At 62.6% G+C, this 26,322-nt stretch carries 22 protein-coding genes; 3 read left to right on the forward strand and 19 right to left on the reverse strand.

The features are described from left to right. Positions 1-8 precede the first annotated feature (8 nt). The 8 genes from G606_RS11455 to G606_RS0108975 all read right to left on the reverse strand — a co-directional run bounded on the left by G606_RS11455 (position 9) and on the right by G606_RS0108975 (position 10,585). Complete coding sequence (locus G606_RS11455; RefSeq protein ID WP_051198814.1) at positions 9-836, reverse strand: TM2 domain-containing protein; 828 nt, start codon at positions 834-836, stop codon at positions 9-11. A gap of 842 nt (positions 837-1,678) precedes the next feature. Beyond that, a complete protein-coding gene (locus G606_RS0108945) occupies positions 1,679-2,716 on the reverse strand; it encodes a 3-isopropylmalate dehydrogenase (protein ID WP_026645656.1) in 1,038 nt (345 codons plus the stop codon). A 141-nt stretch (positions 2,717-2,857) separates the two neighbouring features. Continuing rightward, positions 2,858-5,293, reverse strand: coding sequence for a S9 family peptidase (locus G606_RS0108950; protein ID WP_026645657.1), 2,436 nt, complete (start codon positions 5,291-5,293; stop codon positions 2,858-2,860). A gap of 433 nt (positions 5,294-5,726) precedes the next feature. Beyond that, positions 5,727-7,160 (reverse strand): App1 family protein, encoded by a 1,434-nt coding sequence (locus G606_RS0108955; protein WP_026645658.1) that lies wholly within the window; start codon positions 7,158-7,160, stop codon positions 5,727-5,729. Between the two features lie 58 nt (positions 7,161-7,218). Beyond that, on the reverse strand, positions 7,219-7,620 hold the full coding sequence (gcvH, locus tag G606_RS0108960) for a glycine cleavage system protein GcvH (RefSeq protein WP_026645659.1): 402 nt from the start codon (positions 7,618-7,620) through the stop codon (positions 7,219-7,221). A 99-nt stretch (positions 7,621-7,719) separates the two neighbouring features. Continuing rightward, a complete protein-coding gene (nudC, locus tag G606_RS0108965) occupies positions 7,720-8,790 on the reverse strand; it encodes an NAD(+) diphosphatase (RefSeq protein WP_026645660.1) in 1,071 nt (356 codons plus the stop codon). 182 nt (positions 8,791-8,972) lie between these two features. After that, positions 8,973-9,842 carry an alpha/beta fold hydrolase gene (locus G606_RS0108970; RefSeq protein ID WP_026645661.1) on the reverse strand — a complete coding sequence of 290 codons (870 nt, stop codon included), beginning with the start codon at positions 9,840-9,842 and terminating at the stop codon, positions 8,973-8,975. 107 nt (positions 9,843-9,949) lie between these two features. Further along, positions 9,950-10,585 carry an NUDIX hydrolase family protein gene (locus G606_RS0108975; protein ID WP_026645662.1) on the reverse strand — a complete coding sequence of 212 codons (636 nt, stop codon included), beginning with the start codon at positions 10,583-10,585 and terminating at the stop codon, positions 9,950-9,952. A gap of 169 nt (positions 10,586-10,754) precedes the next feature. Between G606_RS0108975 and G606_RS0108980 the strand changes: the two genes are divergently transcribed. Together G606_RS0108980 and G606_RS0108985 are read left to right on the forward strand one after the other, a co-directional pair. Continuing rightward, complete coding sequence (locus G606_RS0108980) at positions 10,755-11,153, forward strand: thioredoxin family protein (RefSeq protein WP_026645663.1); 399 nt, start codon at positions 10,755-10,757, stop codon at positions 11,151-11,153. Between the two features lie 357 nt (positions 11,154-11,510). Beyond that, positions 11,511-12,566 (forward strand): G5 domain-containing protein, encoded by a 1,056-nt coding sequence (locus G606_RS0108985; protein WP_026645664.1) that lies wholly within the window; start codon positions 11,511-11,513, stop codon positions 12,564-12,566. Between the two features lie 133 nt (positions 12,567-12,699). On the opposite strand, the gene G606_RS0108990 is transcribed toward G606_RS0108985, so the two are convergent. The 5 genes from G606_RS0108990 to rfbB form a co-directional block, all read right to left on the reverse strand. After that, positions 12,700-13,173, reverse strand: a complete 474-nt coding sequence (locus G606_RS0108990) for a hypothetical protein (protein WP_026645665.1) — start codon at positions 13,171-13,173, stop codon at positions 12,700-12,702. Between the two features lie 318 nt (positions 13,174-13,491). Beyond that, on the reverse strand, positions 13,492-15,420 hold the full coding sequence (locus G606_RS10540) for a DUF4012 domain-containing protein (RefSeq protein ID WP_051198816.1): 1,929 nt from the start codon (positions 15,418-15,420) through the stop codon (positions 13,492-13,494). Positions 15,421-15,587: 167 nt separating this feature from the next. Further along, positions 15,588-16,478, reverse strand: coding sequence for a glucose-1-phosphate thymidylyltransferase RfbA (rfbA, locus tag G606_RS0109000; RefSeq protein WP_026645666.1), 891 nt, complete (start codon positions 16,476-16,478; stop codon positions 15,588-15,590). A gap of 11 nt (positions 16,479-16,489) precedes the next feature. After that, positions 16,490-17,938 (reverse strand): sugar nucleotide-binding protein, encoded by a 1,449-nt coding sequence (locus tag G606_RS0109005; protein ID WP_026645667.1) that lies wholly within the window; start codon positions 17,936-17,938, stop codon positions 16,490-16,492. Between the two features lie 90 nt (positions 17,939-18,028). Beyond that, a complete protein-coding gene (gene rfbB, locus G606_RS0109010) occupies positions 18,029-19,048 on the reverse strand; it encodes a dTDP-glucose 4,6-dehydratase (RefSeq protein WP_026645668.1) in 1,020 nt (339 codons plus the stop codon). Positions 19,049-19,156: 108 nt separating this feature from the next. Between rfbB and G606_RS0109015 the strand changes: the two genes are divergently transcribed. After that, a complete protein-coding gene (locus G606_RS0109015) occupies positions 19,157-20,125 on the forward strand; it encodes a glycosyltransferase family 2 protein (RefSeq protein ID WP_026645669.1) in 969 nt (322 codons plus the stop codon). A gap of 2 nt (positions 20,126-20,127) precedes the next feature. Here G606_RS0109015 and G606_RS0109020 read toward each other — a convergent pair whose 3' ends face one another. From G606_RS0109020 to G606_RS0109045, 6 genes are all read right to left on the reverse strand, one after another. Next, positions 20,128-21,546, reverse strand: coding sequence for a flippase (locus G606_RS0109020; RefSeq protein ID WP_231371484.1), 1,419 nt, complete (start codon positions 21,544-21,546; stop codon positions 20,128-20,130). A gap of 83 nt (positions 21,547-21,629) precedes the next feature. After that, positions 21,630-22,523, reverse strand: a complete 894-nt coding sequence (locus G606_RS0109025; RefSeq protein WP_034524157.1) for a glycosyltransferase — start codon at positions 22,521-22,523, stop codon at positions 21,630-21,632. Further along, positions 22,520-23,608 (reverse strand): glycosyltransferase family 2 protein, encoded by a 1,089-nt coding sequence (locus G606_RS10545; RefSeq protein ID WP_051198818.1) that lies wholly within the window; start codon positions 23,606-23,608, stop codon positions 22,520-22,522. Before G606_RS10545 ends, G606_RS0109025 begins: the two co-directional genes overlap by 4 nt. Beyond that, complete coding sequence (locus tag G606_RS0109035; RefSeq protein ID WP_026645672.1) at positions 23,605-24,501, reverse strand: glycosyltransferase; 897 nt, start codon at positions 24,499-24,501, stop codon at positions 23,605-23,607. The genes G606_RS10545 and G606_RS0109035 overlap by 4 nt, the downstream gene beginning before the upstream one ends. A gap of 49 nt (positions 24,502-24,550) precedes the next feature. Beyond that, positions 24,551-25,315, reverse strand: coding sequence for a DUF4422 domain-containing protein (locus tag G606_RS0109040; protein ID WP_026645673.1), 765 nt, complete (start codon positions 25,313-25,315; stop codon positions 24,551-24,553). Between the two features lie 11 nt (positions 25,316-25,326). Further along, positions 25,327-26,211 (reverse strand): glycosyltransferase, encoded by an 885-nt coding sequence (locus tag G606_RS0109045; protein WP_026645674.1) that lies wholly within the window; start codon positions 26,209-26,211, stop codon positions 25,327-25,329. Positions 26,212-26,322: the final 111 nt, after the last annotated feature.

A 26,322-nucleotide genomic window follows, 5' to 3' on the forward strand; every position in this document is an offset into this window, starting at 1 on the left:
GCGTCCCGTCAGTCCATCAGTTCGACGCCACGCGCATCGCGATGTTCGGGCGTGCCGTAATCGGAGGTGAGGATGCGCACGCCTTCGACCCACGACCAAATCAGCGCGGCGAGCGGTCCCAGGCCGAGCACGATCCAGCCGAGCACCGTCAACAGCAGCTGCGCGACGGCGCGGCCGGTGTAGCCGAGGTAGAAGTTGTGGATGCCGAACATGCCGAAGAAGAGCGCGAGCAGGCCGGCGAGGATCTTGTTGCGTGCGACGTAGTAGGTCGTCGGCGCGGCGTAGGCGCCCTGCGGATGGCCACCGTTCGGCACGGTGTAGTTCGGCTGCTGCACGATGTTCGGGGCCGCGTAGTTCGGCACCGCGCCCATCGGCATCGTCGACGTGGTCGCGTCATACGACGGCGCGTGCTCGTACGGGCTCGACGTTGGCGTCGTCATATACGGGTTGCCCATCGAATCGACCGCCGGCATGTCGGCGGGCGTCTGCGGGTAGGCAGACGCGTCATATGCGGACGCGCCGGCAGTGTAAGCGGACGTGGTGGTGCCGTAGGCGGAGTCGGAGGTCGGGGTCGCTGCAGTCGCATCATAAGCGGAGGCAGAGGCGCTCGCGACCGTGTCATACGCGGCATCGGCGGATGTGACGTCGGACGCACCGTCGGCGGTGTCCGCGACGGCTTCGGTGGTGATCGTCTCGGTCAGCGTGTCGCCGGTCGTCGGATCGGTCACGCTCGTCTGTTCGAAGGACACTGTCTGCGGATCCGTGTTCGTATCGGCCGGGTTGGTCGGCTCGTTCGGATTGACCGGTTCGTTCGGATTGATCTGTGGTTGTGTCATTGGTTCCTCGATTCCTCATGCGCAGCAGGCGCAGTCGTTGGTTCTAGAGCCAACGATAGCCATCTTCATTGGGAATTGGCTGCACGTTTCCCTCCTTTCAGCCTAACGCACCGCCCCAGCCCAGTCTCACCCTCCCCACCCATCCTGCGATGTTCTATCTCCATCCCTTCCGTGAACACCATCATCACCACCCATCTCCGCGATGATCTCACCCAGCCTCCTCGCGACCACCACTGCCACAACCCGTCCCCGCCATGATCGCAACCGTGTTTCCCCGCGAACACCATTGCCGCAACCCGCACCCATGATGATCGCAGCCACGCCTCCCCGCGACCATCACAGTCACGGTACGCGCCTGCGATGATCGCCCCTAGCCTCCTCCGCGACCATCACCAACACAGATGGCACCAGAGATAAGATAATCGGAAAGTGCCGGGGATGCGGCCGAACCAACCCACCCCAACGCGCCGAAAAACAAAAACGGACGCCCGCAAACCGATGCGGACGTCCGTCGGACGCTGTGTCGAATGCGCTCAGTCGACGTAGACCGGGCCGTATTCGCTCGGGACGTGGGTCGTCGCGATGTACGGGCCAGCCGTCGGACGCGCATAGGTCTGGAAGCCGTTGCTGTAGTTCATCGAAGCTTCTTCACAGTTGCAGCACATGATTACCTCTTTCGTACGGCACGAAGCCGTGATTTCGTTACCGGGAACCGCTTGCGCGGTTCGTTGCACATACGACGCCCAGTCTACCGCCGAGTGCCGAAGAACGGTCGCTGGCGTTTACGCGTCGCGCAAACCGCAAACACCACCGACCACATCGTCCAGTCATCCGGGCGACGCTCAGATGCGCGCGAGGATGTCGCGTCCGACCTCGTCGGTTGAACGCTGCGTCGAACCGAGTTCGGCGATATCCGCCTCGACGGCCGCGTCGATGCGCGCCGCGGCGTCGTCGAATCCAAGATGGCGCAGCAGCATCGCTGCCGACAGAATCGCCGCCGTCGGATTCGCGATGCCCTTGCCGGCGATGTCCGGCGCCGAACCGTGGATCGGCTCGAACATCGACGGATATTCGTCAATCGCGTTGATGCAGCCGGACGCCGAATAGCCGACACCGCCGACGACTGCGCCCGCCTCATCGGTGAGGATGTCGCCGAAGAGGTTATCGGTGAGGATGACGTCGAAACGCTGCGGATCGTTGACGAGGTATATCGTGGCCGCGTCGATGTGGTTGTAGTCGTGCGTGACTTCCGGGTACTCCTCGCCGACCTTGTCGACGATGCGCTGCCACATGTCGCCGGCGTTGACGAGTACATTCTTCTTGTGCACGAGCGTCACGTGCTTGCGGCGCTTCATTGCCAGCTCGAAGGCATAGCGCACGACGCGTTCGACGCCATACGCCGTGTTGATCGACACTTCGGTGGCCACTTCGTGCTTGGTGCCCTTGCGAATCGCGCCGCCGGCACCGCAGTACAGGCCTTCGGTGCCTTCGCGCACGACGACGAAATCGATGTCACCCGGCTCGGCGAGCGGCGACGTGACGCCCTTGTACAGCTTCGACGGACGCAGATTCACATACTGATCGAGCGCGAAACGCAGCTTGAGCAGCAACCCGCGCTCGAGCACGCCCGCCTTGACGCGCGGGTCGCCGACCGCGCCGAGCAGGATCGCGTCGGTCTTCTTGATGGCTTCGAGATCCTCGTCCGGCAGGATCTCGCCGTCACGCAGATAGCGTTCGGCGCCCAGATCGAAGGGTACGTAGTTGAATTCCGCCACGTCCGCGGCCGCCTTCTCCAACGCCTGCTGTGCCCACGGGGTGACTTCCTTGCCGATGCCGTCGCCGGGAATGACGGCGATCGTGTACTGCTTGTGTTCGCTCATGACATGCGAGCGTACACGCGCGCGGACGGCGTCCATGCGACGCCGTTCATTCCGTGGACAGCGTCGCCCATCGATTCCACATAGTGGAATTTCGATTGAGACGTGGTGCCGGCAACGGTTGCACCGGCACCACGCGCCGCATCAGCGCACAGCCGATTCGAGCAGTTCCTCGGCGCCCATCGCTTCCAGGCACCACGCGTTCTCATAACAGACGTCGCGCCACTGCTTGTACCGCCCGGTGCCGCCACCGTGTCCGGCTTCGACCTCGATTCTGATGAGCGCGTCGAGGCCGGCCGCTTGCAGCCGCGCGACCCATTTGAGCGGCTCGACGACGAGGACACGCGAATCGTTCATCGACGTCGTCACGAAGATCTTCGGATACTGCGCCACGGCTTCGCCGTCACGCCATACGGCGCGCGCCGCGCCCTCGGCCGCCGGCTCGGGCATCGGCGCGTTCTCATACGGCGAATAGTCGCGCATGTAACGGTAGGCTTCGGCGTCATGCAGCGGATCGCCCCACTCGTCCCATTCGGTCACCGTCAACGGCAGCGACGGGTCAAGCATCGTCGTCAACGCGTCGACGAACGGCACATCCGCCTCGATGCCGGCGTAGCGTTCCGGCGCCATGTTCGCGACGGCGCCCATCAGCAGGCCGCCCGCCGAACCGCCGTTCGCGACGGTGCGCGCCGGGTCGGCGAGTCCGCAGTCCTGCAGCGCCGCGGTCACGTCGACGAAATCCTCGAAGGTGTGCTTCTTGCGCAGCCTGCGGCCGTTCTCATACCAGGCGCGGCCCATCTCGCCGCCGCCGCGCACATGCGGCACCGCGTACAGTACGCCGCGGTCGAGCAGACTCAGCCGCGCAATCGAGAATCCCGGATCGGAACTGATTTCATAAGCGCCATAGCCGATGACGAACATCGGCATCCCCTTGCGCATCGCGTCACGCCGATAGACAAGGGAGACGGGGATGCGTTCGCCGTCGCGCGCCGTCACCCAGACGCGACGTTCGGCATAATCGCGCGGATTGTAGCCGCCGAGCACCGTCGCCTCCTTGAGCAGTACATCGGAGCCGTCGCGCGTGTCGAGCTCGTGCAGCTCACCGGGCCGCGTGTAGCTCGTGAACAGGTAGCGCATGCGCGGCGCATCATAGGAGGGGTTGCCGCTCGTGCCGATGGTGTAAAGCCGTTCGGCCGATCCGTCGAAGCCGTCCAATGCGGGGGCGGACACGTCCTGCGGCGTCCAATCGCCGTCGAGCGCCGGCGGCGTGACCGCCTCGAAACGCCACGGACGCCCGTGGAGGAAATCGTCGGCGGCCGCGTTCTTGCCCATGACGGCGAGGCGCGGCAAGCCGTCGGCGCGGTAGGACAGCGCAACGAAATGCCGGTGCAGCGCGATGCCGTCGATCGCCAGGCCCCGCACGCCGCGCAGCAGCTCCGGGTTGCGCGGATCGTCGAAGGGCGTGCCGACCGGCATCGCCGACGCTCCTTCGATGACGGCGTCGCCGAGCTCGCAGCCGTACGGCGAGCCGCATGCGATCATCATGCCGTCGCCGAACGTGTATGGGGCGGCGTGCTCTCGCATGTCGATGACGTCGATTTCGAAGTTCGGGTTTGTCGCGTTGTGGTAGACGACTGCGACCGGCACATCCTCGCCGTGTTCGCCGGCGCCTTCGAAGGTCGCGAAGCTCACGTCGTATTCGACGCCCTCCTTGCGCGGGATGAACGGCGTGAATTCGCCTTCCGGGTCGGTCAGCGGCAGCATGAGCACTTCGCTTGTCGTCTTCGAGCCGGTGCCGATCACCAGATGCCTCTCGTCGAAGGACACGCCGATGCCCGTCCAGAAGCGCTCGTCGTCCTCGCGGTAAACGTCCACGTCGTCGGCGATGTCGGTGCCGACCTTGTGCCGGCGGATGAGCCACGGCCGCTGCGCCTCGTCGAGCACCGTGTAGAACACATAGCGCGCGTCCGGTGTGAAGCAGGCTGCCGCGATGCCTTCGAAGCGTTCCGGCAGCTCACGGCCGGTCGCGATCTCGCGGATCGTGAAATCGTAGCGTTCGTCGCCGTTCGTGTCGACGCCGAGCAGCATCCACCGGCCGTCCTTGCTGATGTCCATGCCGCCGATGCGGTAGAAGTCATGACCTTGCGCCTCGACATTCGCGTCGAGGACGATCTGCTCGCCCTCGAGCGTCCCTGGGCGCATCGTCGCGTCGATCTCCGGCGGGTTCCAGTCGTCCTCGTCCTGCACCGGCAGCCGGCACTGGACCGCGTACTGCTTGCCTTCCTGCGTGCGCGCGTAGTACCAGTAGCCGTCCATGCGCGTCGGCACCGACATGTCGGTCTCCTGGACATGCGAGCGGAACTCCTCGAAAAGCCGCTCGCGCAACGGCCCGAGATGCGCCATGCGCGACTCGGTGTACGCGTTCTCGTCGGCCACGTATTGCTTGAGACGCGGCGACTCCTTGTCCCGCATCCACTCGTAGGGGTCGGCGAAGACGTCGTCATGGAAGTTGCGTTCGCTGTGGATCCGCGCGGCCTGCGGCGGCCGCATGGGCGCCTGCGCGTTCTGCTCGTTGGTCATGCGCCGATTATACGCACCCCCGGCCCGCCAGCTGCCCATACCCCTTCCCTTCGCCCACCAGCACCCGCATCCGGTCGTGCCCAGAGCCCTATCCGTGCTGAGGGAGAGCAACATCCCGAACCAAGGCGAGTATGGTGCTCCGTTTCCGCTATTTTCCAACGCCCCAAACCGCCGATACTTCGCCCCGACCGAGAAGACGCTCTCCCTCAACACAGATAGGGTTTCCGGGACGCCCTTGAGGCCGGATTCGGAGGCATCACACCTGCCACCACACACCGATACAGGACCGACCAGCCCCTTTCGGAGAGACAAACAGGACGAACACGACAAGGAAAAGAAAAAGAGAAAGCGGTGTGCTGTATGGCCCTATCGGCCATACAGCACACCGCCACAGGGATTCGGCTCACACCTACCGCAATGAACCGCTGCCCGCTCACCTGAACTGCTCGAGGTACGGCAGCATCGTCTTCATCATGTTCGCGCCGGTCGCGCCGGTGAACACCGGCACGTCGGTGTCCGGCACCGGCTGCGTCGTCGCGAACCCGGACATCGACACGAGCCCGGCGCCGGCCTCGCGCGGCGACAGCTGCCGGATGCCGATCGCGAGCACGCGCCCCGGATACCGCCGCACGATCTGCGCGTAGGTCGTCGGATCCTTCTGCCCATCGTCGCCGATCAGGATGAACTTCATGTCCGGGAAGTCCTCCATCAGCTGTTCGGCGTATTCAAGCTTGTGCTGCACGCCCGACGGCACGAAGGTCTTCGGCCTGGGGTCGAGGTCGCGCAGCAGCAGCGGCCCGTCCGGGAACCCGTAGTCGGTGATGAATCCGCGGATCTGGCTTTCGACGTTCCACGGCGACGTCGACAGGTAGAAGAACGGCGCGTTCGGGAACATCAGCCGGATCTTGTTGTACATCACCGCCATGCCCGGCACCGACGCGCGCTTGTGCGGTGACAGCAGCAGCATGTTGTAGGCGGCTTTCCACACGGTCGGCACCTGCGTGACCATGATCGTGTCGTCCACGTCCGAGATGACGCCGACCTTCGTGTCGCTCGGGATCGTGAACAGTTCCGCTTCGACCGCCGGCCGACGCGGCACCGTGCAGCTGATCGTGTGGATGCCCGGCTGCAGCCTGTGTTCTGCGAGCAGATCAAGGTATCCCGACGAGTCGGAGACCGAGTAGTCCATCGTCTGGCTGCGCGATGGGTCCATCGGATCGTAAATCTCCATCGTGCCGACCTGCACCGTCTTGAGCGGCACATCGTCGATGTCGATGCGCACGCGCTCATGCGCCGCCGGCACTTCGAGCATCGCGTGGATGCCTCGCATCGGCGTATGCGGCTTCGCGCGCGTCGGCGCGTATATCGTGCGGCAGACGAGGCGCGAGTATTCCTCGGTGCCATATCCGACGTAGGGTTTGACGCTCGGGAACCAGTTGAGGTGTCGCACGAGCGTCGTGGAGACTTTGATCCATACGCCGAACGCGGCGATGACGGCTTTCCTCATCACCGCTTTGAGCGGATTCGTCACGTGCAGCCGCCGTTTGCGCGCGAGGCGCTTGTTCGGCACGCCGGTCGCGATTTCGCCGAGCGGCACGGCGACCGTCGGCATGTCGTCGCTTGCCGTCGCCGCCGACGTCGTGCGCAGCGCGACTGCGGCGGGCGCGATGTCGCCGTTCTCCTGCGCCTTTTGCTGCGCGAGCGCCGCGTCGGCTTCGACGAGTTCGTCCGTTTCGTCCGTGGGTCGCGGCGTGCTTTGCACATGCCGCAGCCTGATGCGTCCTTCCCGCTCGATTTCGTTCAGCGCGTGGTCGAGCAGTCGTTTCGTCGTTCTCAGCCGTCGTTCCGATGCACCTGGATCGCTCATGGCCGCTTCCTTCGTTCTTCCCTCGCAAGGCTGCGGCATGTGGTCATGCCGCGCGCCGTTATTTCCTGATGACGGCCGCGTATTCGTCCGCGCTCAGCAGTTCGGGGACGTCGTCGTCGAGTTCGATTTTGACGAGCCATCCTTCGCCGTAGGGGTCGTCGTTGATGATCGCGGCGTCGTCTTCGGCTTCGTGGTTGACGTATTTGATGGTGCCGGCGACGGGGCTGATGACGGGTTCGACGGCTTTCGCCGATTCGACCTGCACGAGTTCGTCGCCTGCTTCGACGCGCGTGCCGACCTGCGGCAGGTCGACGAAGACGATGTCGCCCATCTGTTCGGCCGCGTATTCGGTGATGCCGAGGATGGCCGGTTCGACCGAATCGTCTACCCACACGTGGTCTTCGCTGTATTGCAGATGGCGCGGGATGTCGAGCCTGTCCGCCTGTTCCTCTTGTGCCATGGTTCCTCGTTTCCTTGATGATTCTTTGTTTGATGACGATTATCGTTTGATGACGATTATCACGCACCCGCGCAATCACCGCGCGACCCCGCCTCGTCCTCAGATCTGCCTGCCGTACCATTCCTCGATCATGACGCGCGCGATCGTCGCCTTGCCGGGCGCTTCGATCTGCCCGGTCACGAGCAGCTCGGTGTATTCGTCGCGTGTCACCCATCGCGCGTCGGCGACCTCCTCGCCGTCCACCTGCACGTCAGTGTTGAGCGCCTGCCCTTTGAATCCCATCATCAGCGACAGCTTATACGGCCACGGCTGCGACCCCAGATATTTGACTTCGCCGACGCGGACGCCGGTTTCCTCGAGCGTTTCGCGCCGGCATGCGTGTTCGAGGTTTTCGCCCGCCTCGACGAATCCCGCGGACACCGAGTACAGCAGCGGGTTCTGCCATGCCTTGTTGTGCTGGAGGAGCAGCCGGTCCTGCGCGTCCACGACCGTCATGATGACGGCCGGCTCGACGCGCGGGAACAGCAGCCGGAAGTCGTCTTCGGAGTTCGTGCAGCGCTGCGCCCATCCGCTCATCGCCTGCTCGACCGGGTATCCGCAGTGCGGGCAGTGGCGTTGGTAGGCGAACCAGTTCGACAGGGCGAGCATCGTCGTCGCCTGTCCGATCTCCCGCGCGGACGCGCGTGGCGCGAATCCGCGCAGATCGACCCAGTCGAAGCGTGCGATCGCCGTTGCGAAGATGCCGTCGTGCGTGTCGCGCGCGCCGGCCGCGTCGTCGAATTCGTCGTCGACGTGCCGTGCGTTGGCGTCCGCAGCCGGCATGGGTGCGACGTCGGTCAGGTCGAGCGCGACGACGTGCTGCGGCTCAGCGCCCGCGTAGGAGCCGAGATAGATCGCCTTGACTTCCGGATGGTGCGGCAACGAGTCGGCGACGTACCCTCCGGGCAGTGTCGCGAGTCGCATATGCGCGTTCGACTGCCGCGTGAGCGCGCGCTGTCCGAAGGGCACGGCGAGCAGTCCCGCACGCGTGAGGACGACGCTTGTGCCCGTTTCGCGCAGCACGTCATCGATGAGGCGCGGATCGGCGCGCCGTTCCACGCCGTAATCGATGTCGCCTTGTGCGAGCGGCAGGTACGGCAGTGCCTGCGTCAGTGCGAGCGATGAGAACATCGGCATCATCTCCTCGGGACCGTTTCCGGTCGTCGTCTGTTTCGTCGGGTGCGCCGACCCATCCGGCCGGCGCACCGCTCCCCTCCACTGTAGGGCACGGCGTGTGATGACGCCGCCGCGGTGGCTACGCGTTGCGCGATACCTTGTGCGCCACCGGCCGATTCTCTGCGCCCGATTCCCGCCTATCGATTCTCGTCGACGCCGCGCGGCACGCGCGCGATGAGGTCGAGCAGCGCGTCCGCCACGATCTGCGGCCGCTCCCACGCGCTGAAGTGCCCGCAGTCCTCAATCTCCGTGAAGGCTACGTCGGTGCGCGTCATCGCGTCCGCGATCGGTTGCATGACCTTCGGGCTGCTCGACGGATCGTCGACGCCGCAGATGACGGCCGCAGGCGCCGTGATGTTCGCGAACTGATCATTGAGGTCGGGCCGTCCCGCCGCCATCAGTTCGCGCCATGCGACGCCCGCCGGCTGCTGTTCGCGGATCCATGTGCCGAACTGCTCGATGTAGGCCGGCGACCGTTTGACGCTCGAATCGCCGGGGTGTACGTCGGTGAAGAACATGACCGGCTCCGTCGTATGCCGTTCGACGCATTCCTTCGCGATGCGCACGCGGCTCTCACGCGCCTGTTCGCTGTCGGCGTCGCCTTTCGTGTCGAGCAGCGCGACGCCGGCGACGACCTCGGGGTGGCGGCGCTGGATGTCGAGGACGACGTATCCGCCCATCGACAGTCCCGCCCAGATCGCCTGCTCGTAGCCGGCCGCGTGCAGCAGGTCGACGTAGGCGTCGGCAATCAGGTCCAGCGCCTGCGGATACGTGCCGTCGGCGGCGATTTCGCCGCTTTCCTGCGACGTCGGCACCGCAGATGCGCCCGCTCCCGGCATGTCGGGCGCCCAGATCGGGAACTGCGCGAGCTCCTGCGCGTCCGTCGTCTCCATCAGCGCCGTCGCGCAGCGGTCCCACATCCTGTGGTCGACCGGGAATCCGTGCACGAGGACGAGCGGCATCCCCTCGCCGTCCCTGTAGATGTGATTTTCGATCGTCAGCGTCATCCTTGCCTCTCCTTGTCCACGTCGTATGCGGCCGCCGCCGTCACGATCATTGCACAGTCACGATGACCGTGTCACAGTCCGCCAATTTCGACAGTCCGCCGATTTCGTCACAGCCCGGTCCATGCGAGCGCCTGCCGCACAATATAGTCGTGGCCGTCGCTCATCTGTTCGAGGAATTCGTTGAAGTCCGCCGAGCGCGGATCGACCCATTCGACGTCGAGCGTCTCATCCTGCGGCTTACAGTCGCCGGCGATCGGCACGATGTAGCACAGCGCGATCGCGTGCTGCCGCTCGTCGTAGTATGGCGAGACGCCAGGCGTCGGGAAGAACTCGGCGACGGTGAACGGCGTCAGCCCCTGCGGCAGTACCGGCAGCGCGATGTCGCCGAGATCTTTCGCGATGTTGCGCGCAATCGCCTCGCGGATCGTCTCGTGATAGAGCACGCGGCCTGCGATGAGCGTGCGTTCGACGATCATGCCGCTGTCGGAGACGCGCAGCAACGAGCCGATGCTCGTCACGCGTCCGAAGTCGTCGACGCGCACCGGCACGACCTCGACGTAGGCGACCGGCATTTCGCGGCGCACGCGATTGAGTTCGTTCGCGTCGATCCATCCGGGAGGCGTGACGCGTCCCGAACCGCGCGATCTGGTGAAGTCCTCCGGGGTGATGTGGTCGAATTCGCCGCGACGACGCCCCGCGTCGTAATCGTCGTCGTCCGGCACTTCGTCATTCAGAACTGGCATGTTCCCATTATCGATGCGCGGGCGCCGCGCGCGGAAGCGGCGTGTCGGCGATGTGATTCCCCCGCTGGCTGATTTGGTGCCGCTCCCGCGTGTTTGTGGAATGCTGGAGGGGTCGATGCGGTTGTGCATGACAGACCCATCGAGAACGAACGTCATTAAGGAGACCACCATGGCAGTTCAGGAAATCACCACCGAGACCTTCCCGCAGGCAGTCAAGGACCATCAGATCGCGTTCTTCGACTTCTTCGCCACCTGGTGCGGCCCGTGCCGCGCCTTCGGCCCGATCTTCGAAAAGGCGAGCGAAGCGAACCCGGACATCTTCTTCGGCAAGATCGATATCGACAAGAATCAAGATCTCGCCGCACAGGCGAACGTCCAGGCCGTGCCGACGCTGATGATCGTCAAGGATGGTCACATCATCTATCAGGAGCCGGGTGCGCTGCGCGCTCCGGATCTCGACGACATCATCGATCAGGCGAAGAAGCTCGACGTGCAGGCCGCGCTCGAGGAAGCGCAGAAGAACCATGAGGATCCGCACGAGATCCTCGAGGAGAACGAAGACAAGTAACCTGACTGTCCGCGTCGATTACCGCCCGTCCCGACCTGTGCGCCGGGGCGGGCTTTCGTTTGCCAGGATTGCGCCATTCCGCCGGTGGCTGACCCGCGAATCGACCACCGTATTCGGCCGCCGACTTCTCCGAGTTTTCCGATTGATGCCCTGCTCGATGGCTCGATGTGCGGACGCCAATGTCCGAACTGTGAAGATATCGATATTCCCAAGCCGTGCCGAAGGACGTGCGATATACTGTTGTTCAGTGTGCATGCCGGCGGCGGTCCCATGCGACCGCGCGCACCGCGGCGCCCTTGCGCATGACCGGGGCCGCGAATACCGCCGAGGATCATCGGACGTACGTTGAGGAGCACAATGGCTACCCATCATAAAGCAGACCAGCCGACGCTTCGTTCACTCACCAAGAGGCAGTGGATTCGCATCGCCTCCGTGTGCGCGGCAGTGGGTCTGGTCGTGGCTGGCGGTGCAGCCACGCGAAGCATCTATTCCCATGCGAGCGGCACCCCCACCGCACAACCGACCGCATACTCGATCTCGGATGAGCATGCGGCCTCCCGTGGCAACGCACGTGACGCGCTCGACGGCGAGCCGACCTACGTGAACGTCACGATCAACGGCAAGACGCGCACCGTGCTCGGCACGAACTTCACCGATGTGAAGTCGGTGCTCGACGCCGGCGACATCACGCTGGAAAGCGGCGACACCGTTGAACCGTCACTGAAGACGAAGGTCGACGAATCGACGACGATCACGATCAACCGCGCCGGCGCGAAGATGGAGACCGAGGAATCGAAGATCCCGTTCAACACCGTCAAGAAGGAGACTTCGTCGCTGCCGAAGGGCACCGAGAAGGTCGAGACGGAAGGCCAGGAAGGCATCCTCGAACGCACGAACCTCGTCGAGCGCAGCGGCGACAAGATTATCTCTTCGAATACCTTCGCCTCATGGGTCAAGAAGGCCCCGGTCGAGAAGGTCATCCTCGTCGGCACCGCCGATTCGCAGCCAGCCGCGCAGCCCACGACGGACAACTCGTCCAGCAATTCCTCGTCGGATTCGGCCAGCGAATCGAAGCCGGCGTCGAACAATAGCATCGGCACGACGGCCCCGGTCGGCGAGATGCAGCAGTGGGCGCATGACTACCTGCTCGCGAACGGCGGCACCGAAGCCGATTTCACGGCCACCGTCTTCATCATCTCCCACGAGTCCGGCTGGTCGGTCACGGCCACGAACCCGTCCTCCGGCGCCTATGGTCTGGCGCAGGCGCTGCCGGGCAGCAAGATGGCCTCGCATGGCGCCGACTGGGCAACGAACTACCAGACGCAGCTCAAGTGGTTCTGGGATTACTGCAAGGGCCGTTACGGCTCGATTCAGGGGGCCTACGCGTTCTGGCAGGCGAACCACTGGTACTGACCTAAAACGCTTGCGGCGCGGCTCATCCCGCCGCACAGCAAGCGCACTTTCACCTAGATTTACACATTCACCTAGCATTGAGCCCCCATGGTGCACACCATGGGGGCTCAATGCTTAGGACGCGCCAGAACAATCAGGCGGCATGCCTCGGGGTGGAACCCTGATCCGAAGCGCTGTAATCGACGCCCTTTTTGCGGCCGCGCTTCTTCATGACGCCCTGACGGCAGTCACGCACATCGAAGATGACGGTCTTGTCGTCTGGGAACGGCATGCCCTTAAGCTGCGCGAAGGCGACCTCGTCATCGGCGACCGGCGGGAAATTGAAGAACCTGAGCACGGCGTTGAGCACGACCGGGCTGTTCAGCGTGACCGAGGCGGTCTTGCGGCTCGGCTTGACGAATTCGATGGCGTTGGGGTCCGCCTCCGAGCATTCACGGATGGCGATCTGCTTGGTATGGGGGTTCGTCAGGATCTGCACATAGTTGGGAGCTTCCAATTCCTGCACCGTGTTCTTGTTGAACCGCATGTACCGAGGCGTCACCGTGAGCACGGCTTTGCCTGCGGCGCTGGCAGGATTGACGGGCTCAAAACCTTGTAAAACCGACATATTCGAACTTCCTTACGTCGAGATTTTGGACACTTGCTCTTTGAGTATATACCATATATCGTATTTTAAAAATCGACGTGCCGCGCATTGCCGGGAGGAGTCGCCGTCGAGCATACGCGAATAAGCGAACAGGGATGGCACGAATATTCGTCCCATCCCCGCAGCTGGCTGTCATAACCGTTATTTCATGCGGAAAACGGCATTGCCGCTACATGTGACGTCAGCGTGACGTCACATGTGGCGGCGGCATCACGGCGGCCGTCATCGCGACACGCCGTCACCGCACAGTCTCTCGATCATTCCGCAGTCATTGCATACTCACTCCACGCGGCACAGCTTCTCATAGGTGACCTCCGGCTTCGCCGACGCCGTCGGCGTCTCGTCGACGCCGAGCTTCTGCGTCGCGTCCGGCGACACCGTCACATCGAAGGAGTAGGTGACGGTGCTTTCCGGCTGCACCTGCGTGATCGTCGTGTAGATGAGCCTGAAGTTGAGCGAGTCGGCGACCGGATCGGCGCCGTTGCCGGTGACCTGGAAGTTGCTCATCGTGCCACCCGCCGGCGGCATGAACATGATCTTCTCGAAGCTCGTGCCGTGACTGTCGGGATATTCGGCCCTGATGCCGGTGATGTACTGCGGCAGCGTCTTCGATTCCTCATCGGTCATCGTGTTCCGGATCGTGTACTCCACATGGTACTTCGCCGGGCCTTCCTCACCGCAGTCGAGCTGCGTGATCTTCGTGGAGCGCTTGATGTACCAGCCCATCTTCGACGGGTTGTTCTCGGTGATGTAGATGCCGAGCTCCGGCTTGGCCTCGTTGAGCGGCACCGTGGACGTCAAACCACGTTCCCACAGAATCTGCTGCAACGTCGGGTCGAAGGAATACACGGACAGATGACGGTCGTGCGCGAGCGTCAGCATCTCGGAGACGAGGCCCACCATCTTTCCCGCACTCAGATCGCCCATAAGCCGCTTGACGCAGGCCTTCGCCACGGTGCCGAACATCGCGTCCGTGTCCTCGGGCGCGTACTCTTTGTAGGCCGTATTCAGCAGGAAGTCGGCGGTGTTCGTGCCGGTCAGCACCGTTCCGTCGGCGAGCTTCACGTCCCCGAGGACTTTGACGAGGCTCTGCACCATCAACGGATCCGCCAGGATGACGCCGTCGAGTTTGGTGTGCTTGCCCATATCCGTCTGATCCCAGATGTCCTTGAAGTACTCGGCGACGCGCGCATTGTCCGGCGAATTCGCAATATCGCGCACGTCGTAGTTCAGCTGCATCGGCCCATCCTGCTTGTACAGACGGTTCTCATCGACGCTGAGATTACGGGCGGTAACTGAATACTTGGCGAACTGTGCATTGCTCTGGAAATCGCCGATCTCGATTTTGCCGTCATCGATCATGACTGTGCCGACAGCGCCGACGAGGCCGCCGCTCGCACGCATCTCGCCGGGAGTCATCGCGAGAATCGCGTAGGTCTGCTTGCCGTCGTAGCCGAGCCATTCGGACAGTTTCGGCAGATACTCGTGCACGCCCTGCTGCAGATACCGATTGGCCTTGTCGAGCATGCTGCGGCTGCTGTTGAGCGCGTTCGCGACGACGCCGATGCCCGGTTCGGGGATCTTGTCGAATTCCTCGGTGTACCGCTGCAGCGACTGCGCGGCCGTGTCAAGCTCCGGCAATGTCTTCATGATGGGTTCGACGTTGATGCGTCCGTTCTTGTAGATCGATTTGACGTCGATTCTCTGCGCCACATCGACGAATTTCGGCGCCGTGTCCTGCGCCATTTCGTCGGCGACGTCGGTCATCATCCGCACGACGCGCATGCTGCCTTTGATGCCGGGGATCTTCTCGGTGAACGACCACAGTCCGCCGTTCGTGATGTCCCTCGCGGCGCGTGTCTGCTTCTGCACGTCGGCGACGACGCCGTCGAGGTCGTTGAGGCGATTGTTTTTTACGGCGTCCTTAACGACGGCGATCGCCGCCTCCTCATGATGCTTGACGAGCAGCGCCTGCGTGCCGACCGTGCCGGCGAAGGCGACGATGGCCGCGGCGATCGCGATGAGGATCCAGCCCCACCAGCGCATACGCCGGTACCATGCCAGCTTGTCTTGCCGCTCGACGCCGTTCGATGCTGCGCCATCTGTTGTCTCAGTGCCGTCTGTCGATGCGACGCCGCCGTTGTCCTTCGCCATCACGTCGTCCTGCGCGGCTTCGATACGATGCTCATCGTCGTCATGTGTGGGCATAACGATTCCTCTCGGTGATAAATCCTCAACATCCAAAAAACGCATTGGGATGCCGCCCACGATGAATCCAACGGACGGCGTGCCACCGGCGTCGCGCGCAGAGGGCGCGCACGCCGGTATGCCATTGTAGCCATGCGCGGCGAACTCGCCGAGCTCAGCGCATCGCCTCAGTCGTCGTGGCCGAGCATGATCTTGTCGTCGGCCACGTCGAGCAGATGCCTGCCATAGGGGCTCTTACCGTACTTGTGTCCGGCCTCGAGCAGCTGTTCCTTCGTGATCCAGCCGTTTTCGTAGGCGATCTCCTCGATGACCGAGATCGGCATGTTTTGCGCGCGCTGAATCGTGCGAACGAACTCGCCCGCTTCGAAGAGGCTGTCCATCGTGCCGGTGTCGAGCCACGCATAGCCGCGGCCGAGCGTCTGCACATGCAGGCTGCCGTCGTCGAGGTACATGCGGTTGAGGTCGGTGATCTCCAGTTCGCCACGCGGCGAGGGCTTGACCTGCTTCGCGAAGTCGACGACGCGGTCGTCGTAGAAATACAGCCCGGTCACCGCGTAGTTCGAGGTCGGATGCTCCGGCTTCTCGACGATGCTCACGGCCTTGTGATCCTTGTCGAATTCGACGACGCCGTAGCGTTCCGGATCGTCCACATAGTAGCCGAAGATGGTCGCGCCGTGTTCGAGCGTGGCGGCGCGCCGCAGCTGACGTCCCAGACCGTTGCCGTAGAAGATGTTGTCACCGAGCACGAGCGCGCAGGCGTCGCCGCCGATGAACTCCTCGCCGAGTAGGAAGGCCTGAGCGAGGCCGTCGGGGCTCGGCTGCACCTTGTAGCTCAGCGAAACGCCGTACTGTGAACCGTCGCCGAGCAGCCGTTCGAAGTTCGGCAGATCCTTCGGCGTCGAGATGATCAGGATATCGCGGATGCCGGCGAGCATCAATGTGCTCAGCGGATAGAAGATCATCGGTTTGTCGTAGACCGGCAGCAGCTGCTTCGACGTGACCGTCGTCAACGGGTACAGTCGCGTGCCGGATCCGCCGGCGAGGATGATGCCTTTCATGTCTTGTCCTTTCAGGCCTTCGCCGCGCGCACGTAGTCGTGCAGCGACGTACGCCAGTCGGTCGTGACGAATCCGGCTTCCTCGATCTTCGCGAGGTCGAGCGCACTGTAGGTCGGACGCGGGCTGACCGGCGCCTTCGCGTTCGCGAAGTACTCCTCGGTGCTGATCGGGCGTACATGCTCGCCGTTGCCGTTCGTTTCGGCGAAGACCTCCTTCGCAATCACCGCCCAGCTGACCACGTCGCCGGAGCCGGTCAGATTGTAGGTGCCGTAGGCGGCGTCCGTGTCAAGCAGGAAGAAGATCGCCTTCGCCATGTCGTCGGTGAAGGTGAGGCGTCCGAACTGGTCGTCGACGACCGTCACCTCGTTCAGCGCATCGTCGGCGTCGGCGACGCGGTCGGATAGCGCCATCATCGTCTTGACGAAGTTGTGGCCGTCGCCGATGACCCAGCTCGAACGCAGGATGTAGTACTTGTCGGTCATCGCCACGGCGATGTCGCCGGCCGCCTTCGACTGCCCGTAGACGCCGAGCGGTGCGAAGGGCTCGTCCTCGCGGTGCATCTCGGTCGTGCCGTCGAAGACGTAGTCGGAGCTGACATGGACGAGCGTCAGATGGTAGCGCTGCGCCGTCTTCGCGAGCAGCGCCGGGCCTTCGGCGTTCGCCTTCCATGCGAGCGCACGCCCTTCGAGGGTCTCGGCCTTGTCCACGGCCGTGTAGGCGCCGGCGTTGATGATCGTGCCGTACAGGCTCCAGTCGATCTGCGCGTAGGCGTCCGGATCGGAGAAGTCGAATTCGTCGATGTCGGTGAATTCGTAGCCCTTGAGGCCGTGCGCCTCGACGTAGGCGCGGATCGCGCGGCCGAGCTGGCCGTTGGCGCCGGTCACAAGCGTGCGCTTCGGTTCCATCGGCTTGGCGTCCTTGAGCATCGGATGGCGCAGATCCGCCTCACTGCGTTCCGATTCCTCAAGCGGGATCGGCCACTGGATGTCCAGTTGGGGATCGGCGAGATTGACGAAGGTGTAGGTCTTCTTCATCTCGAGCGACCAATGCGCGTTGACGAGGTAGGTGTAGGCGGTGCCGTCCTCGAGCGCCTGGAAGCTGTTGCCGACGCCGCGGGGCACGAAGATCGCGCGCGAGGGGTCGAGGCGCGTCGTGAAGACCTGTCCGAAGGAATCGCCGGGACGCAGATCGACCCATGCGCCGAAGATTTCGCCGGTGGCGAGCGAGATGAACTTATCCCACGGCTCGGCGTGGATACCGCGCGTCACTCCGCGCTTGGCGTTGAAGCTGATGTTGTTCTGCACCGGCTCGAAGTCTTCGGGCAGCCCGAGCGCCGTCATCTTCGCCTTCTGCCAGTTCTCCTTGAACCAGCCGCGATTGTCACCGTGCACCGGCAGTTCGAAGACGAGCAGTCCGGGGATGTTCGTCGTCGTGACCTTGAGTTCCTTTTCGAATTCCATATCGTTCCTCTTTACGCTGTTGCTGACGGTTGTCCCATTGGTCGATGATGGGGGCTCCATCCACATCGACGGAACCCCATCATCGCCATATCACTGCCCCTGCGCCTTGTACTTCGCCTCGGTGGCGGCCTTCGCCGGTTCCCACCACTGCGGATTGTCCACGTACCACTGCACGGTCTGGCGCAATCCGGATTCGAAGTCGGTGTGCGTCGGGCGCCAGCCGAGTTCGGTCTGCAGCTTCGTCGAATCGATCGCGTAGCGGCGGTCATGGCCCGGGCGGTCCTTGACCCAGTCGAAGGCGTCCTCCGGCTGGCCCATGACGCGCAGGATGTCCTTGAGCACCGTCAGGTTGTTGCGTTCGCCGTTCGCGCCGATCAAATAGGTCTCGCCGATGCGGCCGGTCGTCAGGATCGTCCACACGGCGCTCGAATGGTCTTCGGTGTGGATCCAGTCGCGCACGTTGAGGCCGTCGCCGTACAGCTTCGGGCGAATGCCTTCGATGATGTTCGTGATCTGGCGCGGGATGAACTTCTCGACATGCTGGTACGGGCCGTAGTTGTTCGAGCAGTTCGAGATCGTCGTGCGCAGCCCGTAGGTGCGGTGCCATGCGCGCACGAGCATGTCCGAACTCGCCTTCGTCGACGAATACGGGCTCGACGGATGGTACGGCGTCTCCTCGGTAAACTTCGCCGGATCGTCGAGCGCGAGGTCGCCGTACACCTCGTCGGTGCTCACGTGGTGGAAGCGCACGTCGTATTTGCGTGCCGCCTCGATGAGGCGGAACGTGCCTTCGACGTTCGTCTTGAGGAAGGGCTCCGGATTGGCGATCGAGTTGTCATTGTGCGATTCGGCTGCGTAATGTACGATCGCGTCGTGGCCCGGCACGAGTTCGTCGAGCAGCTGTGCGTCGCAGATGTTGCCGTGAACGAACTCCACCTGGTCGCCGAGCAGCGGCTTGATGTTCTCGAGATTGCCGGCGTAGGTCAGCGCGTCGAGCACCGTCACATGGGTCTCGGGATGGTTGTTCACCACGTAGTGCACGAAATTCGACCCGATGAAGCCGCAGCCTCCGGTCACGATGATGTTCTTGGGTTCAAACGCATCAGTCATATCGACCAGCTTAGCAAGCGGGCGCTATCGTGACGTCCGCCGCTATCCCCATACTGTGGTGCCGGAGTATCGTGGGTATCACCACTCACCGGAGGAAAGAACGCATCCATGCAACCTGACATCGAAATTCTCATGGCCACCTACAACGGCGAGGAATACATCGAACAGCAGATCGCGTCCATCCAACAGCAGACCTTGCGCAATTGGACGCTCAGCATTTCCGATGATTGCTCCACCGATGGCACGCTCGACATCATCACACGTCTGGCAGCGCAGGACGCGCGCATCCGCATCGTCTCCCACGATGTGCGCCATGGTTCCCCGCAGGCGAATTTCAATGCGCTGATGGCACAGGCGTCCGGGCGATATGTGTTCCTTGCCGATCAGGACGACCTGTGGCATGCCAACAAGCTGGCGCTGTTCATGCAGCGCATGCATGCCGCCGAAGCGCAGTACGGGTCGGATACGCCGCTGCTTGCCTTCTCCGACCTAGTGGTGGTGGATGCGCACAATTATGTCATCGCACCGTCGTTCCTGCGGTTCATCGGCCGTGATCCTCACCGCACCCAGCTGAATGAACTGCTTGCGCAGAATCTCGTCACCGGCTGTGCGAGCGCGATGAACTCCACATTGCGTGACGTCCTCCAGTCCATCGTGACGCACGGCGACGGCGACCGCATGATCATGCACGACTGGTGCTACGCGCTTGTCGCCGCGGCATTGGGCCATGTGGTGTATGTGGATCAGGCGACGGTGAATTACCGGCAGCATGGCGACAACGCGATGGGCGCGCACGGCTATTCGGGTCTCAAAACGCTGATGAGCCTTATCGTCCATCGCGCCCCGATCCGTCGGCGCCGCGTGGCGCGCATGCATCGCATGATCGATCAGGCAGCCTATGTTCGCGACGCATTGGCCGCATATGCCCGACCGTCCGGTCTCGAGACGCTCGACGCCTACTGCGCACTGCCGCAGCTGCCGCGGCGCCGACGTGTCCGTACGGTGTTCAGGTACCGGTTCTGGCCGAAGAAGCTCACTGACCGCCTCGTCGAGCTTTCGACGGTACGTGCACTGTAGTCTCAGCGCTTGCGCTTCACCATCGCGGTGAGGAACGATTCCTTCGTCAGCATCAGTATGCCTCCATCGGCACCGCAGAACACGAGCGCCGTGAGGATGATCTGCGCGAACGGATTCCATGTGCGTATCAGGTAATACACGCCTGCGGCGAGCAGGAACGCCACCACCCAGGCGAGCACAATCTTCCCGTAATCGGTGTATCGACGCACTTGTTTCATGAAATCACGCAGGATATATGTGCGGATGCAGTAGACGGACAGTTCGGTGAGCACCAGTCCGAGCGCCGCGCCGTCGATGCCCCACAACGGGATGAGGATGCATTCGAGCACAATCGCGATGACCAAACCGACCACATTTGTATAGGTGTAGGTTTTTTCCTGGTCGGAGGCGACCATGTACTGCGATTGCATCGATCCGATGGAACCGAGCAGAACCAGCGGCGCGCCGATCCGCAACGCGGCGTTGCCGGGAAGGTAATCGCCGCCGCCAAGGATCATGATCAACGGGTCGGCGCAGATGACCAAGGCGGCAATGATGGCCAATCCGAGCATCAGCAGAAAATTGAAGTTCTTCGCCATTAGCCTGGTCGTATGGTCATGTCCTTCCTGCGCCTCGTAATACGAAAGCCTTGGAAGCATGACACCAGTGACCGATCCGCCTACACCGGTGCATATATTGCGGATTTTGAATACGAGCTGATACAGGCCCAATGCATAGTTCGAGCTGAAGAAGCCGAGCAGCAGCATGTCGATCTGCCCATACATGCCCGACGTGATGCTGGAGACACTGAATGCGAACATCGGTTTGAAATGCCGGCGGATACGCATCGGACGGTGCCGGGAGAACGTGACGAAGGAACGCAACCGGAGGATGTTGAGGATGTTCGATCCGGTCGTGCCGAGGACGGTGACCGCCGCATAGGCCGGATAATCGTTGGTCCGACGCACGAATATGAACAGCAGCACAATGCTGGCTATCTTGAACAGGATGTTGCGTACGGTGATGTATTCGTATTGTTCGATGGAGCGGTAGAACCATTCCGCACCGCATGCCGAAAGCCATATCGAGGTGCCGACGATGAACATCAGCGGCAGCTCGTCGCGTGTGCGCGGCAACGCGAAGACGAAGGCGATGAACGCGATGTATACGATCGTCGTCGAACAGATCAGAATGACCAGCAGCTCCTGAACGACCGCGCTCAACCGTTCGCGGTCGTCCCTGAGCTTCGCGCATTCCCTCGTGCCGTACATGTTGAATCCCAATAACGCCACCAGCGAGAAGTAGCCGACGAACGTAAACGCCCACGACACGATGCCGTTGTTGTCCGGTCCCAACACGCGGGACACGTATGGCACCGTGATCAACGGGAACAGGAATGTGGACGTGGTCAGGATCGTGTTCATAACCACGTTGAATTTCACGGAACGTATCTTGGGTTGTTTAAGCTGTGTATCCATACGAGCACCGTTGGTATTTTGGTATGTTGATGGGCAATCCGTTCGGTTCATCGCGCCGGAACGTAGCGGTCCAGCACGTTCAGCGAGCGCACGTAGTTGCGCAACGTGAAGATCATCCTGCGCCGTTCGTCCTGCGGCAATGAGCGGTCGGTGGAGACGTCCTCGGCATGGCGCACCGTCAGACGCTTGTCGTAGAGCATCGTCAATCCCTGTCGACGGCAACGCATCAACAAGATGTCCTCTTCGAAATACAGGAACGTGCCCGGATCGAAGGGGTGCTCGAAACGCCGGACGAAGACCGGCGTGAACACCAGACATGCACCATGCAGTTTGTATGGCCTTCCCTCGATGGCGTCCGCGGTGCGGTTTACATGTTCGGGAAGCGCTTCGGTGTCCGCATGGGTCAGTTTCGCCTTCAGTCGGGTGAGCGGGCCGAACAGATGCAGATGCAGCAGCAGCAGGATCACACGGAACCGTCTGATCTGCCTGCGCACTTCCGCGCGCGTATCGACCATCGCATAGATCGGGTTGGAGTGCGATCCGTTCCTGCCGGAGACGATGTCCGGGCCGATGACGCCTGCTTGTGGGTGGGCCTGCGCGTCCTGAACGCATACCGTCATGAAATCATCATCTACCACCGTCGCATCGTTGTTCATCGTTACGATGAAGTCGCAGTGCAGCGTATCGCGCGCATAGGCATACCCTACGTTGTTGCCGCGCGCGAATCCGGCGTTCATCCGGTTGTGCAGCAACGTCACGGCCGGATCGTCGCCGTAGCGTTGCTGCAGCCGCTGGTAGCTGCCGTTCGCGGAGTTGTTGTCCACGACGATGATGTCGGCTCCCGCACAGTGCCGTCTGATGGATTCGATACATTGCCCGGTCGCGTCGTCGGCAAGATAATGCAGCACAACGAAGCCGAATCGAGGCGTGTCCGTGGTCATGATTGCCCTCCTTGACATTGACGCAGACCGATGGCGCTCGCAGCCGCGGCACGCAGCACGGGATTGCGCATCATCGTGTATTTCAATCGGATCGGCGCACTGAGCACCGATGTATCGATGTCAGTGAGCCGCTGGCGCAGCTGCCGCACACGCTTGTTCGCCGCCGCCACCCGCTTCCCGGACGGCGCCAGCATGATCGCAGCCTTGTATTCCTGGAAATACAGATTGACTTGTTCTTCTTGCCATGCTGCGTAGAGTTGCCGATCCTTATCCAATCCGTATGCATGCATGAGCCGCGCACGCGCGTCGATGGCAGGATGGTAGAGCCCCTGCGCATGGTTGCGGTAGGTGCGCTCCCCCAATCCGCCCACGCGGTAGCGGTATTCGGCCGCGTCGATGTAGACGATGCTGCGCGCCGCGGCGAAAGCCTGCATATTGAAGATGTTGTCCTGCATGCGCGGCAGTTGCGGGTCGAAACGTAGCCGCTGCGCTTTCAGGAACGACCGGCGGTACAGCTTTCCCCATGGCACACCGATCGCCGTGACGAAGCCTTTCGGTTGCGCATACGAACCATCGATCAGCTGGTGGTACAGTGGTCGTTTGTGTTCGGCATCGGAGGCAGTGAAAGGCTGCGGGAAGAAATGCTGCCGTTCCTCGCCGCCCGTGCCGCATGCCACACACGCGCTCATGACGATGTCGGTATCCTCATGTGCGGCCGCCATCAACGTCTCCAGATACCGCGGTCCGACGGTATCATCCGGATCGATGAAGCAGACCCACTCACCTCGCGCGTCGGCGAGACCGTGGTTGCGCGCAGCCGACACGCCCGCGTTGGGCTGTGCGAGCAGCGTGATCCGCGCGTCCCGTTTGGCGTATTCCACGGTCTCTGCGGCCGATCCGTCAGTGGAGCCGTCGTCAACGACGATGATTTCGACATCGTCATAGGTCTGCCGTGCGATTGATTCCAGGCAGTCGCTGATATACGCCTGCTGGTTGTAGACCGGTATGACGACCGACACCGCCGGCGCGGCCGCCTGATCATCCGGATGCGTCGCGACATTGGCGTCGACGTTGCCGTCGGTCATTTGCGATACTCCTCGATATGCATGCGCACGCCATCGCGGATGCCGCGGCAGTATGCGCTGAGTTTGGCGACGCGGTGGCCTTCGAACACCAATGACAGCACCATCAGCATCGGAATCTCCGTCAGTCCTTCCAAACCGGTCCACCGATGGTACTTCTTCCAGAAGATGATGCGGTTACGCGCCTGATAGTAGCAGCGTATCGGACCGTAGCCTAGCTTGTACAGCGGCTGCCACACGATCTTGCCGCCGGGACCGCGTCGCGGCACCCTGACGAAGGTCTTCTCCGATTTGCCTTTCTCATGGATCAGGCAGGCGCGGTTGTCCTTGACGATCGTGTATCCGTTGAGCAGCAGCCGTTCGTTGAAATCGAAGTCAACATAATCGATGAACAGTGCATCGTCGAAACCACCGACGGCGAGCGCCGCCTCGACGTCGTTGAGCGTGCCGGAGGTGATCGCGCCGTGCTTGGCCGCGTGCGTGAGCCGTTCGAGCGGCGGCATCGTCATCGCGCGGTATTCCTCCATCGTCATGCGGTTGCGGTCGAGGATGAAGGGGCTGACCATCGCCACGTCGCCGCTCAGATGCCGTTCGAGTTCGTCGCACATGCCTTCGGTCGGCACGCTGTCCTGATCGAGCATCAGGATATGTGCGTATCCGCCGTCATGCGCGGCCGCAAGCAGCTGGTTGAGCGCGAACGCGATGCCGCGGTTCTCGGTGTCGGCGATCACATGCACATTGTCGAATTCGCCTTCGCACAGCGCATGCACGTCCTGCGCGTTCGCGGAGCCGTTGTCGTAGACGAACACCTGCCGCACCTGCGGCGCGGTGGCGCGCAGATTCGCCCGCAACCGTTCGATCTCGGGGTTGAAGGCGACGATTCCAGCACAACGCATCAGCGTGGTTCCTCGATTCTGTGAAGACTGTTTGGGCCGCTCGCGGACATCAGATCCTGTGCAGATACATGAGCGATTTGACGCGCGACCTCAGATTCGCCTTCCATGCCGTTTCGTCCGGCATGTACACCGGGTAGCGTTTGACGTTCAGCTGCTGGGCGTCCACCCAGATGTTGAGCAGACGTTCGGCGAGGAAGCCGTACAGACGCCTGTTGTAGGCGTCGTATCCGGAGACGTCGAGCATCGCTCGTGCCTCGTCGAGAATGCCGAACAGCCATGTCATGTAGGCGTCGAAGCGCGGTGCGGACATGACGAACATGTTGTAGCAGCTCAGGTCGTGCCTGCGCATCAGCGCGTCGAAGGCTGGCACGAACTGGGGCGTGCGGCGGTTGACGATCGCGCGGACTGTCTTGAGGTCGTCGATGTTGTGGAACTGCGCGAACTGCGTGCCGATCGTCTTCGTCAGCACCCACGGCTCGGGCAGTATGATGTCATACCGCTGCAGATCCTGCGAGAGCACCGATGCGGGGACGATCCGTGTCTTGTGGTGGTCGGTGTAAAAGTAGCGGCGGTAATGCACGAATCCGACGTTGTCGTCGCCCAGATTCGCGTTCTTCCACACCCAATACTGCGCCGTCAGTTCGCAGAACTCGGGATTAAGCGCGGAGATGTTGTCGCCCGTGTCGTCGCGCACCGCGATCGACGCAGTGTTGTTTGCGGCGCCGGCCAGGATCGGCGTGTAACCTTCCAGGTTCGGGGCGTCGAAGTCCTTGTGGGAGACGATGTACATCTGGGTGGGTTTCAGCTCCTGCATCGGTTGTCCCCTCATGCGCGACGTGCCGCGCGTTTGGCGTCGATCTTGCCTTTGCGGTTGCCGACATAGCGGAACACGCAATCGATGAAGAACGAGCCCATGTCGATGATCCTGCCTTGGGCGAGCAGTCCCTTCATCGTATGGCCCACCATCGCGAAGCCTTCGCCGGTGATCGGCGCCGAGCCGAGGATGTCGCGGTGCTTCTCCATCTCCACGCCCTGCAGATAGTTGCGCTTGTACTGCTGCCGCCATGTGAAATTGTGCGAATGGATGACCGCCGCCTGTGCCTCGTAGACGACATGCCACCCGGCATGCAGCAGGCGCGCCGCGATGAACATGTCCTCGTTCGTCAGCACCGGGTTCTCGAAGCCGCCTACCTCAAGATACGCGGTGCGCCGGTAGGCGGCGCAGACGTCGGAAGCACGGAACGCGTTGATGCCCAGACGCCGCACATCCTGCGGCGTAATGGTGAAGGAACTCGGCCCATAGGTGAATTCCCTGACGAGCGTCTCCGCCGGGCGCGCGTCGGCGCGCGGTATCTGACGGCCGTAGACGAGCGCGACACGCTCCTGCTCGAACGGCGCGAGCACGGCATCGATGTATTGGTCGCTTTCGGGAAGTGCGTCCTGCGTAAGGAACAACACAAAATCGCCGCTGCTTTCGCGCAGAGCCATGTCCCTCGTGCCGCCGTGGTTGAAATCCTTACGGTCGATGACGATGAGACGCACTTCGGGATGACGGCGCACGAGGTCACGCGTGTCGTCGTCGGAGGAGGAGTCCACGACGATGATTTCGTCGGGCACCCTGCGCTGATGCTCCAAGCTGGTCAGCAGATCGTCAATCATCGTTCCCGCATTCAGCGTGGGGATGATGACTGAAACATTCGTCTGAGGCATCCTGGATTCCTTTCGGGAGCACCTATCACTTCTGCGCGCACCGATTGCGTACTCGGCCTGTACGTCACCAGTGTAATCAACGCACGGTATGCAGCCTGCGTATCGCCATGA

The organism is Bifidobacterium sp. AGR2158 (assembly GCF_000424225.1).
Taxonomy (GTDB): domain Bacteria; phylum Actinomycetota; class Actinomycetes; order Actinomycetales; family Bifidobacteriaceae; genus Bifidobacterium; species Bifidobacterium anseris.

Bases quoted from the DNA above. Each gene is read 5' to 3' on its own strand.
- G606_RS0108970 (WP_026645661.1), bottom strand. From the start codon at position 9,842: ATGACGCTGACGATCGAAAATCACATCTACAGGGACGGCGAGGGGATG.
- G606_RS0108945 (WP_026645656.1), bottom strand. From the start codon at position 2,716: ATGAGCGAACACAAGCAGTACACGATCGCCGTCATTCCCGGCGACGGC.
- G606_RS0108975 (WP_026645662.1), bottom strand. From the start codon at position 10,585: ATGCCAGTTCTGAATGACGAAGTGCCGGACGACGACGATTACGACGCG.
- G606_RS11455 (WP_051198814.1), bottom strand. From the start codon at position 836: ATGACACAACCACAGATCAATCCGAACGAACCGGTCAATCCGAACGAG.
- rfbB (WP_026645668.1), bottom strand. From the start codon at position 19,048: ATGACTGATGCGTTTGAACCCAAGAACATCATCGTGACCGGAGGCTGC.
- G606_RS0108985 (WP_026645664.1), top strand. From the start codon at position 11,511: ATGGCTACCCATCATAAAGCAGACCAGCCGACGCTTCGTTCACTCACC.
- G606_RS0109040 (WP_026645673.1), bottom strand. From the start codon at position 25,315: ATGCAGGAGCTGAAACCCACCCAGATGTACATCGTCTCCCACAAGGAC.
- G606_RS10545 (WP_051198818.1), bottom strand. From the start codon at position 23,608: ATGACCGACGGCAACGTCGACGCCAATGTCGCGACGCATCCGGATGAT.
- G606_RS0109005 (WP_026645667.1), bottom strand. From the start codon at position 17,938: ATGGAATTCGAAAAGGAACTCAAGGTCACGACGACGAACATCCCCGGA.
- G606_RS0108955 (WP_026645658.1), bottom strand. From the start codon at position 7,160: ATGAGCGATCCAGGTGCATCGGAACGACGGCTGAGAACGACGAAACGA.
- G606_RS0109025 (WP_034524157.1), bottom strand. From the start codon at position 22,523: ATGACCACGGACACGCCTCGATTCGGCTTCGTTGTGCTGCATTATCTT.
- G606_RS0109045 (WP_026645674.1), bottom strand. From the start codon at position 26,211: ATGCCTCAGACGAATGTTTCAGTCATCATCCCCACGCTGAATGCGGGA.
- G606_RS0109035 (WP_026645672.1), bottom strand. From the start codon at position 24,501: ATGCGTTGTGCTGGAATCGTCGCCTTCAACCCCGAGATCGAACGGTTG.
- nudC (WP_026645660.1), bottom strand. From the start codon at position 8,790: ATGTTCTCATCGCTCGCACTGACGCAGGCACTGCCGTACCTGCCGCTC.
- G606_RS0108980 (WP_026645663.1), top strand. From the start codon at position 10,755: ATGGCAGTTCAGGAAATCACCACCGAGACCTTCCCGCAGGCAGTCAAG.
- rfbA (WP_026645666.1), bottom strand. From the start codon at position 16,478: ATGAAAGGCATCATCCTCGCCGGCGGATCCGGCACGCGACTGTACCCG.
- gcvH (WP_026645659.1), bottom strand. From the start codon at position 7,620: ATGGCACAAGAGGAACAGGCGGACAGGCTCGACATCCCGCGCCATCTG.
- G606_RS10540 (WP_051198816.1), bottom strand. From the start codon at position 15,420: ATGCCCACACATGACGACGATGAGCATCGTATCGAAGCCGCGCAGGAC.
- G606_RS0109015 (WP_026645669.1), top strand. From the start codon at position 19,157: ATGCAACCTGACATCGAAATTCTCATGGCCACCTACAACGGCGAGGAA.
- G606_RS0108950 (WP_026645657.1), bottom strand. From the start codon at position 5,293: ATGACCAACGAGCAGAACGCGCAGGCGCCCATGCGGCCGCCGCAGGCC.
- G606_RS0108990 (WP_026645665.1), bottom strand. From the start codon at position 13,173: ATGTCGGTTTTACAAGGTTTTGAGCCCGTCAATCCTGCCAGCGCCGCA.